Origin of the sequence: Burkholderia sp. RF2-non_BP3, from assembly GCF_001522185.1 — a bacterium.
GTDB lineage: Bacteria > Pseudomonadota > Gammaproteobacteria > Burkholderiales > Burkholderiaceae > Burkholderia > Burkholderia diffusa.
The window spans coordinates 384,188-398,705 of record NZ_LOSU01000033.1 but is presented as its reverse complement, the minus strand read 5'-3'; the positions used below and the strand labels follow the sequence as shown (position 1 = coordinate 398,705).

General features: G+C 68.4%; 11 protein-coding genes. 3 read left to right on the top strand and 8 right to left on the bottom strand.

All coding sequences use genetic code 11. The features are described 5' to 3' along the window. Position 1: 1 nt before the first annotated feature. The 8 genes from WS45_RS18105 to WS45_RS18070 form a co-directional block, all read right to left on the bottom strand. A complete protein-coding gene (locus WS45_RS18105; RefSeq protein ID WP_059700949.1) occupies positions 2–1,960 on the bottom strand; it encodes a phosphatase PAP2 family protein in 1,959 nt (652 codons plus the stop codon). Between the two features lie 215 nt (positions 1,961–2,175). Beyond that, positions 2,176–3,696: a GGDEF domain-containing protein gene (locus WS45_RS18100; protein WP_059700948.1), complete on the bottom strand. Its 1,521-nt coding sequence runs from the start codon at positions 3,694–3,696 to the stop codon at positions 2,176–2,178. A 190-nt stretch (positions 3,697–3,886) separates the two neighbouring features. Further along, positions 3,887–5,359, bottom strand: a complete 1,473-nt coding sequence (locus WS45_RS18095; RefSeq protein WP_059700947.1) for an NAD-dependent succinate-semialdehyde dehydrogenase — start codon at positions 5,357–5,359, stop codon at positions 3,887–3,889. A gap of 108 nt (positions 5,360–5,467) precedes the next feature. Continuing rightward, positions 5,468–5,959, bottom strand: coding sequence for an Lrp/AsnC family transcriptional regulator (locus tag WS45_RS18090; protein WP_006749694.1), 492 nt, complete (start codon positions 5,957–5,959; stop codon positions 5,468–5,470). 85 nt (positions 5,960–6,044) lie between these two features. Continuing rightward, entirely contained in the window at positions 6,045–7,445 is a 1,401-nt protein-coding gene (locus WS45_RS18085; RefSeq protein ID WP_059700946.1) for an aspartate aminotransferase family protein, read from the bottom strand. Positions 7,446–7,605: 160 nt separating this feature from the next. Next, entirely contained in the window at positions 7,606–8,532 is a 927-nt protein-coding gene (locus WS45_RS18080; RefSeq protein ID WP_059700945.1) for a 2-hydroxyacid dehydrogenase, read from the bottom strand. A 12-nt stretch (positions 8,533–8,544) separates the two neighbouring features. Beyond that, positions 8,545–9,405 carry a GNAT family N-acetyltransferase gene (locus WS45_RS18075; protein ID WP_059700944.1) on the bottom strand — a complete coding sequence of 287 codons (861 nt, stop codon included), beginning with the start codon at positions 9,403–9,405 and terminating at the stop codon, positions 8,545–8,547. Positions 9,406–9,571: 166 nt separating this feature from the next. Next, entirely contained in the window at positions 9,572–9,778 is a 207-nt protein-coding gene (locus WS45_RS18070; protein ID WP_059536183.1) for a hypothetical protein, read from the bottom strand. Between the two features lie 59 nt (positions 9,779–9,837). On the opposite strand from WS45_RS18070, the gene WS45_RS18065 reads away from it, so the two are divergent. The 3 genes from WS45_RS18065 (at position 9,838) to WS45_RS18055 (ending at position 14,480) form a co-directional block, all read left to right on the top strand. Beyond that, the gene (locus WS45_RS18065) at positions 9,838–10,506 is read left to right on the top strand and encodes a haloacid dehalogenase type II (RefSeq protein ID WP_059536187.1); all 669 of its coding nucleotides are present in this window, start codon (positions 9,838–9,840) and stop codon (positions 10,504–10,506) included. A gap of 167 nt (positions 10,507–10,673) precedes the next feature. Further along, on the top strand, positions 10,674–12,212 hold the full coding sequence (locus tag WS45_RS18060; protein WP_059690510.1) for a methyl-accepting chemotaxis protein: 1,539 nt from the start codon (positions 10,674–10,676) through the stop codon (positions 12,210–12,212). 684 nt (positions 12,213–12,896) lie between these two features. Continuing rightward, on the top strand, positions 12,897–14,480 hold the full coding sequence (locus tag WS45_RS18055) for an ABC transporter substrate-binding protein (RefSeq protein WP_059700943.1): 1,584 nt from the start codon (positions 12,897–12,899) through the stop codon (positions 14,478–14,480). The last annotated feature ends 38 nt before the right edge of the window (positions 14,481–14,518 follow it).

The window sequence follows — 14,518 nt, the reverse complement described above, 5'->3', positions numbered from 1 at the left end:
GCTATGCCGCCGACAACCTGACCGACACGCCCGTCGCCGTATAAACCGGCGTCGCCTTGAACCCGTCGACCGTCACCGCCGAGAACTTCGCGGAAGCCGCTGCACCGTCGATCAGCGCGATGGTGTCGCCGGCCTTGGGCGCATAACCGTTCACGAACTTCACGTGCAGCGTGCCGCCCGCGACGGTGAGCGGGCCGCCGACGCGCAGGCGGCCGCCCCCGTTGCCGTCGATGTCGAGTTCGAGCGTCGTGTTGTCGAGCTGCGTATAGCGCGTCGCGATGACCACCGGCGCGCTGGCGGCAATCCTCACGCTGCCGCCCGAGCCGACGTACACGTCGCCATTGCCGAACGCGCTTGCCGATGCCGCGGCGAGCATGCCGCCGCTCACCTGCGTGCCGCCCGTATAGCTGTTGTTGCCCGCCAGCGTCAGCGTGCCGCTGCCTTGCAGCGTCAGCTTGCCCGCGCCGGCGATGTCGTTGCGCCACAGGTCGGCGGTATTGAACCCGCCCTGCGAAGCGTCCATCGACACGATCACGTTGCCGTTGAATGCACCGTAACCGTCGGCCGCGGTGAACAGGTTGAGGCGGCCCCAGCCTTCCGCATCGTCCATGACCGGATAGCCGGACGGCAGTTCGGTCGTCTTCAGCACGACGCGGCGCTGGTCCGCGCTCAGGTACGGGAAGCGCGTCTGCAGCAGGATCTCCGCGCCCTTCGGCACGACGGGCGGCGCGTCGGTCGACTCGATCGCGCCGAAGCCGAACGTCAGGCGGCGCGCGAAGGCCGTCTTGTTCGTCGCGTAATCGGCGAAGCGGTCGGTGGCCGTCGTGCCCGAGTGCGCGAAGGCGGCGAACGTCGTGTCGGTCGTGCCCGTGAGCTGCTGCAGCGCCTGATGCGCCTGGCCGTACGCGGCCTGCGCATCGCTCGCGTACGCGGTCAGGTTCGCCGCGCTGACGGCAAGCGCGAGCATGCGGCCGCCGATCACGTCGAGCGGCGAGTGCATGCCGGCGAGGATGCGGTTCTCGCCCAGTTCGAGGCCGCGGCCGACCATCTCCTGGAAGCGCTCCGGCACGAGCCACGCCATCGTCATCGCGTCGCGCACCGCTTCGGCCGTGTGGCCGCTGATGAAGCCGCCGTCGGTCGCGGGCGTCGTGCTTTCCGCCGGCACGAGCGTCGGCGCGACGACGACGCTGGTGCTCCAGCGGTACGGCCGCGCGTATTTGTAGAAGCGCTTCGACGGTTCGGTCGACGCGTTGTTGCCCATTTCGTTGAGCAGGTCGACGACCTTGCCGAAGCTCGCGTTCGTGCTGCTGCCGACGCCGACGTTGTTGCCGGAATCGTTGTACAGCACCGTGGTCGCGTCGGCGGGCACGCTGGTGATGCTGGTCGTCTGCTGCGCGGCCGTGCGCCACGCGCCGGTGAGCGGGCCCATGCCGTCGGTCACGCTGTAGCCCTTGGCGCGCCGGTCGTCGAAGTACGCGGCGTCGGCCTGTTGCTGCGTGCGTGCGGTCGTTGCGTTGATCACATATTGAACGTTGGCGGCCAGCACCGTGTCGTTCAGGCTCGTGCCGCACGGCGTGCCGCTGCCGGGCAGGCCCGAGCAGGTCGACGGCGAGATCGCCGGAAACCCGCCGTTGGCCGGCGCGCTCACGCCGGCATCGACGAGCATCGTCGCCGGCTGCCACAGGTCGAGGAAGCGGCTCACCACGCGCACGGCCGCGTTGGTCGACAGCGTGGCATAGCGCGCGTCGCCGCGCTGGTTGGTCGCGATGTTGTCGACAAAAGCCGGCACGCTCGGCACGGGCGCGCTGTCGACGAAGCCGGGGTCGGCCGGCGGTGCCGGCATGGCCGCGCTGGTCGTGGTGGTCGATGCGACATCGTCGCCGCCGCCGCACGCGGCGAGAACGATCGCACTCGACAATGCTACGACGTGCAGCGGAAAACGGCTTCGTGACGCAAACATGCAAGGCTCCATCCTGAGTGTCGAAGATGGCGGATTGTCGTGGGCGATCGTGACGCAGCCGTTACGGATTTGTTTCGGGGCGCGGTCGATGCGCCAAAATTCTCACTATTTGGTGAATTCGTGATGCTGAACATCGTGGCGGGGGCGATCGGGCCGTCGGCGATGTTCGGTCCTGCCAGCGCGCGCGTTCGAAAAGACGATCGGATCCGGCGCGCTCACGCCGGTTGGGCGACCCATTCCGCGTCGGCGCGGCACACGCGGTTTCTGCCCTGACGCTTCGCCGCATAGAGGGCGAGGTCTGCCTGATGCGACAACGCGTGCACGGACCGCGGGTGCGCACGGTGCCCGGTCGCGTAGCCGATGCTGACCGTGAAAGCCGGAATCGTCGCGTCGAACCCGTCGAGCCGGCTGCGCTCCACGGCGCGGCGAATCGCCTCGGCGACTTTCGCGGCGCCGCTTTCATCCGTGTCGGGCAATACGACGACGAATTCTTCGCCGCCGTAGCGCGCGGCAAGATCGCCGCGCCGCCGCGTATGCGCGCGAATGCACTCGGCGAGAAAGCGCAGCGCGGTGTCGCCTTGCGCATGACCGAAGCGGTCGTTGTACTGCTTGAAGTGATCGGCGTCGATGAACAGCACCGACAGGCTGCCGTCGCTGCCGTGCTGCAGCCTTTCCCATTCGTCGGCGAGCGCGGCATCGAGCGCGCGACGGTTGTGCAGGCCCGTGAGCGGATCGGTGCGCGTCAGGTCGGTGAGCAGCGTCTGCTTGCGCAGGTTGTCCCGCAGCGCGAACGCGAGCAGCCACACCACCGCGCAGAACAGCGCACCGATGACGGACGCGGACACGCCGACCGTCCACGTCAAATGCGTGGTGCCGGCCAGCACGTCATGCTCGGCCGGTGCGACGACCGCGATCAACGGCGTGCCGGGCACCCGCTGGAACGTATAAAGCCGCACGACGCCGTCGATGCTCGAGCGCGCCGCATAGAAGCCCGATTCGCGGCTCACCATGCGTTCGAACGACTTCGAGCGGCGCAGGCGGACCATCTGGTGATCGGTCAACGGCGGGTTTCTCGCGAGGATCGTGCCGTCGGCGCGCAGGATCGCGCTGACGCCGTGCGGCCCGACGTTCAGGCGTGACAGAAGCCGATCGAAGTACGCGAGGTCGATGGCGACCACCGCGATTCCGTCGAACGTGTGATCCGCCCGCTCGATGCGCCGCGACAGCGCGATCGATTCCGTGTTGCCGCGCGAACGCGCGCGATACGCCTCGGACACGTACAGGCCGACGTTGTCCGCATCGCGATGGACCTTGAAGTAGTCGCGATCGCTGAAATCCCAGTTGTGGGTCGAGCTGCAACAGCCGTCGATCAAATGGCCGAAGCGGTCCGTCACGCCCATGCCGGTCACGTATTGCGCGGCCGTGCGCTCGAACAGCACGTCGTGACGCAGCCCGGCGTCCATGCGCGCGACGGCGGGATTGCCGAGATCGGTGGCGAGCGAGACGAGCGCGTTGTTGGACGTCTCGACGGTGCGCGCGATCTCGCTGACCAGGACGGCCGCGACGTTGCGCGACGTCTCGTGCGCATGTCCGACGACCTCGATGCGTGCGGCCCACAGCGTCGCCGCGCTGATGCCGAGTGCGGCGAGCGACATCAGCGTGCCCAGCACGCCGACGATCAGGTGGTGGCGGCCGGCCCAGTCGGCAACTTTCTCGATCGGAATGGATGCAGGCATTGCTCGCGCTCGTGCGGGAAGCGGGCTGCGATCGCAGCGGCGCTGGTCAAATCCGGGTTAACGGCAGGGATGCCCGGAAATCGAGGCCGGCATGCGACGCAATGACCGCACGGGTGCCGCAAACGTGTGCGTCCGGGGTGCGCCGCGCAACGAGCACGCGACAGCGGCGAATCCCGGCCGTCGCGCAGGCTCAGTCGAGCCCGCCCTGGCACAGGTACTTGATCGACAGATAATCGTCGAGGCCGTAGCGCGAGCCTTCGCGGCCGTAGCCCGATTCCTTCACGCCGCCGAACGGCGCGGCTTCGCTCGCGAGCGCGCCTTCGTTGATGCCGACGATGCCCGTTTCGAGCCGCGCCGACACGCGCGCGATGCGGCGCACGTCCTGCGTGTAGAAATACGCGGCGAGCCCGAACGGCGTGTCGTTCGCGGCCGAGACGGCTTCGTCCTCGGTGTCGAACCGGAACAGCGCGGCGACGGGGCCGAAGGTTTCCTCGCAGGTCAGCTGCATGTCGGCGGTGGCGTCGGCGAGCACCGTCGGCGCGTAATAGTTCGGGCCGAGCTCGGGCAGACGCTTGCCGCCGGCGAGCACGCGCGCGCCGCGCTCGATGGCGTCGCCGACGTGGCGCGCGATTTTATCGACCGCGCGCGCGTTGATCATTGGCCCGATCTGCGCGGCCGGATCAGTCGCGGGCGCGACCTTCAGCGCGGCGACGCGCGCGGCGAGCTTCGCGGCGAACGCATCGTAGGCGCCGGCCTGCACGTACACGCGATTCGGCGATACGCAGGTCTGGCCGCCGTTGCGGAACTTGGCGGCCATCAGCCCGTCGATCGCGGCGTCGAGTTCCGCATCGTCGAATACGATGAACGGCGCGTTACCGCCCAGCTCCAGCGACAGCTTCTTCAGCGTCGCCGCCGATTCGCGCGCGAGCAGCTTGCCGACGGGCGTCGATCCGGTGAACGTGATCTTGCGCACGCGGCCGTCGGCGAGCCAGTCGGCCACCGCATCGATGCCGCGTTCGCGCGATGCGGCGATCAGGTTCAGCACGCCGGGCGGCACGCCGGCTTCCTGCGCGAGGAAGGCCAGCGCGAGCGCGGTGAGCGGCGTGTCCTCGGCCGGCTTCGCGACGACCGTGCAGCCGGCCGCGAGTGCCGGGGCGATCTTGCGCGCGATCATCGCGAGCGGGAAGTTCCACGGCGTGATCGCGGCGACGATGCCGATCGGCTCCTTGACCGCGCTCAGCCGCTTGCCGCGCTGCTGCTGCGGAATCAGGTCGCCGTACGTGCGCGTCGCTTCCTCGGCGAACCACAGCACGTACGACGCGCCGTATGCGACTTCGCCGCGCGCTTCGGCGAGCGGCTTGCCCTGTTCGCGCGACATCAGCTTCGCGAGATCGTCGGTGTGCGCGACGATCGCCGCATGCCATGCGCGCAGGATCGCGGCCCGTTCGCGAGCGGGCGTCGCGCGCCATGCGGGCAGCGCGCGTGCGGCCGCATCGGTCGCGGCGCGTGCGTCGGCCGCGCCGCTGTCGGGTGCGTGGGCAACGGTCTCGAGCGTCGCCGGATCGGTGACGTCGAAGCGGCGGCCGTCGAGCGCGTCGCGCCAGGCGCCGTCGATCAGGTTGGCGGTACGAACGAGTTCGGTTCGGGACAGCGTAAGCGGCATGACAGGTCCTTGGATGGAGCGATTCGGCGACGACGGCTGCGGCGCGGACGCGCGGCTACCCCGCGCGGACGGCGGGCCGCCGCGTTCGCGGATGCCGCACGCTGCCCGTCAGTGACGTTCGCCGAACAGCGATTCGAGCGGGTAGTGCCGTTTGACGAACGGCGACTTGATGATCACGTAACTGAAATATTTCTCGATGCCGATGTTCTGCTCGAGCAGCCCTTCGACGATCGTCTGGTAATGGCTCACGCTGCGCGTGATGAACTTCAGCAGATAGTCGTAGCCGCCGCTCGCGAGGTGACACTCGACGATCTCGTCGACGTTGCGGATCGCCGCGACGAAACGGTCGAAGTCCTCGCGCCGGTGGTCGGCCAGCGTGACCTCGGTGAACACGACCTGCACGTCGCCGAGTTTCTCGAGCTGGATGTGCGCGCCGTAGCCGCCGATATAGCCGGCCTTCTCGAGCCGCTTCACGCGGATCAGGCAAGGGCTGGGCGACAGCCCGACCGCGTCGGCCAGCTCGACGTTGGTCATGCGGCCGCGCTTTTGCAACTGGGAGAGGATGCGCAGGTCGATGCGATCCAGCTTGCTGTCCGTCATGTTCGCGTGAGAGGGAAAAAATGGAATGTCCGGTTACTTTAGAGTCGAACGATTGCCGCCACAAGCCCGGCTTTCCCGTGCCCGGTCAGGCCGGCTGCGCGTGCGCGGCGTCGAGCGCGCGCTGCACGCCCGCATCGGCCAGCACGTCGTCGAGCGTCTTGCGCACGCGTTCGAACATCAGATCGAACTCGCCCGCGGTGAAGCTCAGCGCCGGCGCGAAACCGAGCACGCCGTCGCCGAATGCGCGAAACACCACGCCGTTCGCATACGCGGCGGCGGCGATCCTGTCGGGCACGTTGAGCGCGGGGTCGAAGCGCGTCTTGCGCGTCTTGTCGGCCACCAGTTCGAGCGCGCCGAGCAGGCCGGCCGAACGCGCGTCGCCGACGAGCGGATGCGCGCGCAGCGCATCGAGCCCCGCGGCGAAACGCGGCGCCATCGCCCGGCCGTTCGCGAGCAGCCCGCCTTCGTGATAGAGCTTCAGCACTTCGAGGCCGATCGCCGCGCTGACCGGATGCGCGGAATACGTATGGCCGTGGCCGACCGCGGGCGAATCGGCGCGGCTGCCCGCGATGCCTTCGTAGATTTCATCGGACATCAGCACGGCACCCATCGGCGCATAGCCGGCGGTCAGCCCCTTTGCGACGGTCATCAGGTCCGGGTCGACCTGCTCGGTCTCGCACGCGAACAGCGGGCCCGTGCGGCCGAAGCCGGTGATCACCTCGTCGGCGACGAACAGGATGCCGAGGCGCCGGCATGCGTCGCGCATCGCCTTCAGCCATCCGGCCGGCGGGACGATCACGCCGCCGGACCCCTGCACGGGCTCGCAGAAGAATGCCGCGACGTTGTCCGCGCCGAGTTCGGCGACTTTCGCCTCGAGCGCGGCGACCGACGCGGCGATCAGCGCCTGCGCGTCGTCGCCGAGCGGATGGCGATACGGGTAGGGCGACGGGATGTGGTGCTGATCCGCGCGTGGCAGGTCGAAGTGACGATGGAACGCGGGCAGCGCGGTGAGCCCGGCGCCGATCGACGACGAGCCGTGATAGCCGCGTTCGAGCGCGATCATGTGCTTTTTCGTCGGGCGACCGGTCGCGTTGAAATAGTGCGTGATGAAACGCACCGCGGAGTCGACCGCATCCGAGCCGCCGAGCGTGAAGTACACGCGATTCAGCGACGGCGGCGCGAGCGCCGCGAGCCGTTCGGCCAGCTCGATCGCGGGTTGCGAGCCGAAATGGAAATAGCCGGTCGCGTAGGGCAGCTTCGCCATCTGGTCGGCGGCGGCCTTCACGATGCTGTCGCGGCCGTAGCCGACGTTCACGCACCACAGGCCCGAGAACGCATCGAGCAGCGTGTGGCCGTCGGCGTCGCGCAGGAACACGCCTTCGGCGGATTCGAGCACGGTGACGCCGCGCGCCTCGTGCGCACGATAGTTGACGACGGGGTGGATCAGGTGTTGACGATCGGCTTCGATCAGCGCGGCTTGGTTCATGGCAGTGCGGGACTCTCGTCGGGTGTCAGCGTGAGGTCATGCTACCGGGCGAGCAATCCGCACGCGCCTTCAATTTGCGGTCTGAAACGTACGAAAGCGGCGTTTGCACGGGGTGCTTCGGCATTTTCTGCTGCGCGCCACGCCGGGCCGGGCGCGCGCGTCAGTAGCCGCGTGCGCGGTCGACGACGCCGATCATCGGCTGCCCCGCGCGATGGCGCGCGAGGTTCGCGAGCACGGCGTCGACCGCGGTGTCCGGGCGCGTCGCGCTGGCGATGTGCGGCGTGATACGAATGCGCGGATGCGTCCAGAACGGGTGGCCGGCCGGCAACGGCTCCGGGTCCGTCACGTCGAGGATCGCGCTGTCGAGGCGGCCGCTGTCGAGCGCGGCGAGCAGCGCGGTCGCATCGAGTTGCGGGCCGCGCCCGACCTGCACGAGCGATGCGCCGGCCGGCAGCGCGTCGAATACGCGTGCGCCGAGCAGGCCGCGCGTGTCGTCGGTGAGCGGCAGCAGGCAGATCAGGATGTCGGTGCGGGCGAGGAACGCGTCGAGCGCCGCGTCGCCCGCATGGCAGTCGATGCCGTCGAGCGTGCGCGGCGTGCGGCTCCAGCCGGCGCACGGGAAGCCGAAGCGCCGCAGCGTGTCGAGCACGGCCTGCCCGAGCGTGCCGAGCCCGAGCACGCCGATGCGTCGCGACGCGGCCGCGCGCACCGGCTTCTCGCGCCACACGTGCTCGCGCTGCTGCGCCGCATAGTCGAACAGGTCGCGATGGATCGTCAGCACGGCCTGCGTCACGTATTCGACCATCCCTTCGACGATGCCCGGCTCGATCATCCGCACGACCGGGATGTGCGCGGGCACGCGCGACAGGTCGAACTGATCGATGCCGGCACCGACCGAAAACACGATCTCCAGATTCGGCAGCAGCGCGGTCGGATCGTCGGGCGGCTGCCACGCGGCGAGATAACGCACGGCTTCCGGGTTGCCCAGGTCCGGCCAGATCCGGAACGCGAGGTCGGGCGCCTGTTGCGCGAAGCGCCGCGCCCATTGCGCCCCGCGCACCGGGTCGGCTTTGTAGAGAAAACTCATCGCGCGCGCCGCTCAGCCGAGCGCTTGATTGATGATCGCGAACGCGCGCAGCGACGGATCGCGGGCGGGCGCCGCGCCGCGCGCCATCGCGACGACGGTATCGACGCGCGGCAGGCCGAGCCCCTGCAGCCAGTCCGACAGGCCGCTATCGCCCGGCACGTCGAGGCGCACGAACATGCCTTCGTGCAGCGCGAGCCAGTGGCTGATCAGCGCCTGCGCGCGCAGCGCGTCCGGTGCGACCACCGGGCCGATCACGTGCCCGCGGCCGAAACGGCGGAACAGCGCGAAGCCGAGCAGTTCGCCGTCGCGGTCGAGTGCGATCCCGTTGGCGACGCCGAGCAGCGCATCGATCACCGCGTCGCGCGGGTAGCCGGCCGCGCGCGATGCGAGCGCGGCGAGGCGCGGGCCGTCGTTGGTGCCGAGCGGGCGTAGACGCTCGCCGGGCGGCAGCGAGATCAGCGGCGGCTGGAACGCGGCGCCCTGGTGCTGGTCGATCGTGCCGATCGCCTCGAAGCCGAACTTCACGTAGAGCGGTTCGCCGGACGGCGTCGCGTGCAGGAAGATCGTGCGTGCGCCGAGGCTGTCGACGACGCGCGCGAGCAGTTCGCGGCCGATGCCGCGGCCCTGGCGCTCGGGCGACACGATCACCATGCCGAGCGATGCGTGCGATTCGCCGAAGCGCCAGCCGAGCGCGGTGCCGACGATGCCGGCTTCGTCTTCGGCGACGAAGCCGTTGCCGAGCTGGAGTGCGAAGCGCCAGTCGTCGAGTCGATGCGGCCACTTGACTGCTTCCGACAGCCGGTGCGCGGCAGGCAGATCGGTTTCGGCGAACGGGCGATAGGTGAGCGTGCTGGAAGAATTGAGGTCGGCCACGCCGGACTCCGGATGGGTAGGAATGACATATCGACTCTGCCAGCGCCACCGCGGCGCGGATAGGACGATTCGCCTGTTTTCCGGCGTCGGCGGGCGGTCGTGCGAGATCGACGCAAACCGGCTCGATCGGCGCGGGCGAACGCGCGCCGCATGCCGGAGCGGCCCGTCATTGCGACAGCTTCTGCTGTGGGAATGCCGCTACGATGGAAACGCGGCGGCCGCATGACGGTTTCGTGAAGTCGGCCGGCTCGCCGTCGACGGCGCCGCGTGCGATCACGCCGCAGATCGTGCTGCCGGCGGCCTGCAACACGCGGCGAATCTGCGTTTCGAGCCGCGTCGAACGATGCGCGACGGATTTTTTGCCCTGATTCAATTTCGTTGAACCCAGACCGTCCCCGGCCCTGCCGGGGCTTCACACCGACAGGACGTCACATGATCCAATTTGAACCGAAGTACATCACGTTCGACTGCTACGGCACGCTGACCCGCTTCCGGATGGCCGACATGGCGCGCGAGGTCTACGCGGACCGGCTGTCGCCGGTCGCGCTCGAGGAATTCGTGCGCGCGTTCGCCGCGTATCGGCTCGACGAAGTGCTCGGCGCATGGAAGCCGTACCGCGACGTCGTCGTCAACGCGATCCGGCGCACCTGCGCGCGGATCGGCGTGAAGTTCGACGAGGCGGAGGCCGAGCGTTTCTATCTGGCGGTGCCGACGTGGGGCCCGCATCCGGACGTGCCGGCCGGGCTTTCGCGGCTGGCCACGAAGTACAAGCTGGTGATCCTGTCGAACGCGTCGGACGACCAGATCATGAGCAACGTCGACAAGCTCGGCGCGCCGTTCCATGCGGTGTTCACCGCGCAGCAGGCGCAGTCGTACAAGCCGCGGATGCAGGGCTTCGAATACATGTTCGACAAGCTCGGCTGTAAGCCGGAGGACGTGCTGCACGTGTCGTCGAGCCTGCGCTACGACCTGATGACGGCCGAGGATCTCGGCATCAAGCACAAGGCGTTCGTCAATCGCGGCCATGAGCCGGGCACGCCGTTCTACAACTACTACGAGGTGTCGGACATCGGCCATCTCGCGACGCAGCTCGGGCTGTAAGCGACGCCGCGCCGGCGTGGGGCCGCGTGCCCCGCGTGCGCGGCCGTGCCGCCTTGCGCGCGCGATCACCGCACGAACCGAGGGTAATTACCGATACGGAGCCATTCAAGGCAGGGCCGCCCGGGCCGATATATGTACCGAACGGTTAATATCGCGAGGCCCTCCGCATGAAGTTGTCCACGAAACTGCTGATGCTCGTCGCCGCGGCGTTGCTCGGCGTTGTATTGCTTGCCGCGATGTCGCTGCACACGTTGCGCGACGCGCTGATCGACAGCCGCCGTGACGAGATCGTCATTCTTCTGACCAAAGCCGAGCATCTGGTCGACGCGTATCGCGCGATGCAGGCGAACGGCACGCTCACGCGGGATCAGGCCCAGCAGCAGGCCAAGGCCGCGCTGTCCGCGCTCAACGCGAATTCGAAAAGCTACTACTGGGTGACGACGTCCGACGGCGTCAACCTCGTGCATCCGAACGCGAAGTTCATCGGCACCCGCGCCAAGGGCAACCGCACGACCGGCGGCATGACCGACAGCGAGGCGTACCGCGCCGGAATGGCCCAGGCGCATTTCGCGCTCGTCGACGTGCTGATCAAGCGCAGCCCGGACGCGGACGTGGAGCCGAAACTCCAGGGCGTGGTCGCCATTCCGGAGTGGGACTGGTGGATCGGCACGGGATTCTTCTACGACGACATCAACGCCGCGTTCACGCGGCTTGCGCAGGTGCTCGGCGCCATCACGCTCGTCATCGCCGCGGCGCTGGCGGCGATCGCGTGGGGCGTGTTGCGCAGCGTCCGACGGACGCTGGGCGGCGAGCCCGCGCACGCGACCGAGATCGCGGCCCGCATCGCCGCCGGCGAACTGGACGTGCAGTTCGATACGGCGCACGCCGCGCCGGGCAGCCTGCTCGTCGCGCTCGCCGACATGAAGGCCCGGCTGACCGAGACCATCGCCGAAATCCAGACCACGACCCATTCGATTGCCGTCGGCACCGGCGAGATCGCGCAAGGCAATCTGGACTTGTCGCAGCGCACGGAGGAACAGGCCGCGTCGCTGCAGCAAACGGCCGCGAGCATGGAGCAGATCACGTCGACGGTCAAACAGAATGCCGACAATGCACGTCAGGCGAACACGCTCGTGACCCACGCGAAGGAGGCGACGGAACTCGGCGGCGCGGCCGTGCGCGAAGTCGTCGAAACGATGCGGCAGATTTCGGACGGATCGGTGCGGATCGCCGACATTACCGTCGTGATCGAAAGCATCGCGTTCCAGACGAACATTCTCGCGCTCAACGCCGCGGTCGAGGCCGCGCGGGCCGGCGAGGAGGGGCGCGGGTTCGCGGTCGTGGCCTCGGAGGTGCGCTCGCTCGCGCAACGCAGCGCGGCGGCCGCGAAGGACATCAAGGGGTTGATCGAGGCGTCGGTCGAGCGGGTCGGCAGCGGCAGCCGGCTCGTCGAGACGGCGGGCGCGCGAATGACGGAGATCGTCCGGTCGATCGACCGGGTGGCCGACATCATGGGCGAGATTTCAGCGGCATCAGCCGAGCAAAGCACGGGCATCGAGCAGGTCGGCCTCGCGGTCGCGCAAATGGACGAAGTGACCCAGCAGAATGCCGCGCTGGTGGAGCAGGCTGCCGCGGCCGCGTCCTCGCTGGATGAACAGGCGGCGCGGTTGCGGGCCGCCGTCTCGGTGTTCAGGCTGGCTGCCTGACGGCCGCGTGCCGGCATCTGCCGGCCACGACATCATCTCGTCTCCCTCTCGCCACGCCGGCATGTGTCCGGCGTGCGCGCCGACATTGACGGCATCGGTCGCCTCACGACGGGGAATCGCGGCCTGGCGCCGCGCCACGGGTTCGTACCCGCATCGGGCAATCCGGCCGTATTCCTGTTGTCTCGCAAAGCCGCTTCAACGTCGCGGCAATCTCCCGATCTTTCAGGCTCCGGGCGTCGTCGCGGCTGGCACCCGCGGTCGCATGCGCACGCGGGCGTTCCGGTCGTTTCGGGCATCGCGGGCCGCGAGTGCGCATTCCACGCAAACATGCGGTTTGCGTGAGCCGAACGCGCTTCGGATGCCGAATCGCCAATTTTGTCGGCGCAATCTGCCGCGTGCATCGCTTTACGATTTCCGTCGTCGCGCACGTGCTGCGCAGCCGTCGCGACACGGCATCGAGCAAACGGCGGCACACGTGGCCGCGCAGCAAATCATGCTGCGCAGGTGGTCCAAAACGGTCGAATCATGTCGTGCAGCCGCCCCGAATCGCGACAACCCGCATTTTGGCGATGCTTAAATGAACTCAATGCGCAGACGTCGCGCCCGCTACCAGCAGGCGGCGCGACGGATTTCTCGAACCACGCTGGACCCCAGACCCACTTTCCACAGTCAGGAGCAGTTCGGATGAGCGACGATATCGACAACGGCGGCAAGGGCGGCTTCACGCGCCGCGACATGATGCGGGTCATGGCGGCGAGCGGCATGATGGCCGTCGGCGGCGGCGGGCTGCTGATGGACGCGCAATCGGCGTTCGCCGCGCCGGCGCCCAAGCGCGGCGGCAAGATCCGGGTCGCGAACGAATCGAGTTCGACGGCCGATACGCTCGACCCGGCCAAGGGCTCGACGGGCGCCGACTACATTCGTTTCTTCATGTTCTACAGCGGCCTCACGCAGCTCGACGCGAGCCTGACGCCGCAGATGAATCTCGCGCAGTCGTTGCAGACGACCGACGCGAAGACGTGGATCATCAAGCTGCGCAAGGGCGTCACGTTCCACGACGGGAAACCGGTCGGGCCGGCCGACGTGGTGTTCTCGCTGATGCGCCACAAGAACGCGGCCACCGCCTCGAAGGTCAAGCCGCTCGCCGATCAGTTCGCCGATGCGAAGGCGAGCGGCCCGGACGAGGTCATGCTCACGCTCGCCAGCGCGAACGCCGATCTGCCGGTGATCCTCGCGACGCCGCAGCTCGTGATCGTCAAGGACGGCACGACCGACTTCAGCACCGGCATCGGTTGCGGCCCGTACAAGCTGAAATCGTTCAAGCCGGGCGTGTCGACCGTCGGCGTGCGCAACGACAGCTACTTCAAGCCGGGGATGCCGTACCTCGACGAGATCGAGCTGATCGGCATCAGCGACAGCGCCGCGCGACTGAACGCGCTGCTGTCGGGCGACGTGCACCTGATCAACGCGATCGATCCGCGCTCGACGCAGCGGGTCGCGTCGACGCCGGGCTATGCGCTGCAGGAAACCAAGTCGGGGCTCTATACCGACCTGATCGTGCGCAGCGACAACCCGATCACCGCGAACCCGGATTTCGTCGAAGGGATGAAGTACCTGTTCGATCGCGAGCAGATCCGCTCGGCGGTATTCCGCGGCTACGCGGTGATCGGCAACGACCAGCCGATCTCGCCGGGGCATCGCTACTTCAACGCATCGCTGCCGCAGCGGCCGCACGATCCGGACAAGGCGAAGTTCCTGTTCCAGAAGGCGGGCGCGCTGGGCGCCACGCTGCCGCCGATCTATGCGACGTCCGACGCGAACGGGTCGATCGAAATGGCCGTGCTGCTGCAGCAGGCCGGCCAGAAGATCGGGCTGAACCTGCAGGTGAACCGCGTGTCGCCGGACGGCTACTGGTCGAACCACTGGATGAAGCATCCGCTCGGCTTCGGCAACATCAACCCGCGCTCGAGCGCCGACGTGGTGTTCACGCAGTTCTTCAAGTCGGATGCGCCGTGGAACGAGTCGGGCTGGAAGAACGCGAAGTTCGACCAGTTGCTGCTCGCCGCGCGATCGGAAACCGACGACGCGAAGCGCAAGCAGATGTATGGCGACATGCAGGTGCTCGTCGCGCAGCAGTGCCGGGTCGGCATTCCGGCCTTCATCAGCTTCCTCGACGGCTACGACAAGCGGCTCGCGGGCCTCGGCTCGATTCCGACCGGCGGAATGATGGGCTTCATGTTCGCCGAGCACGTGTGGTGGAACGCCTGAGCACGACGCGTGCCGCCGCCGCGCGACCGGTGCGGGTC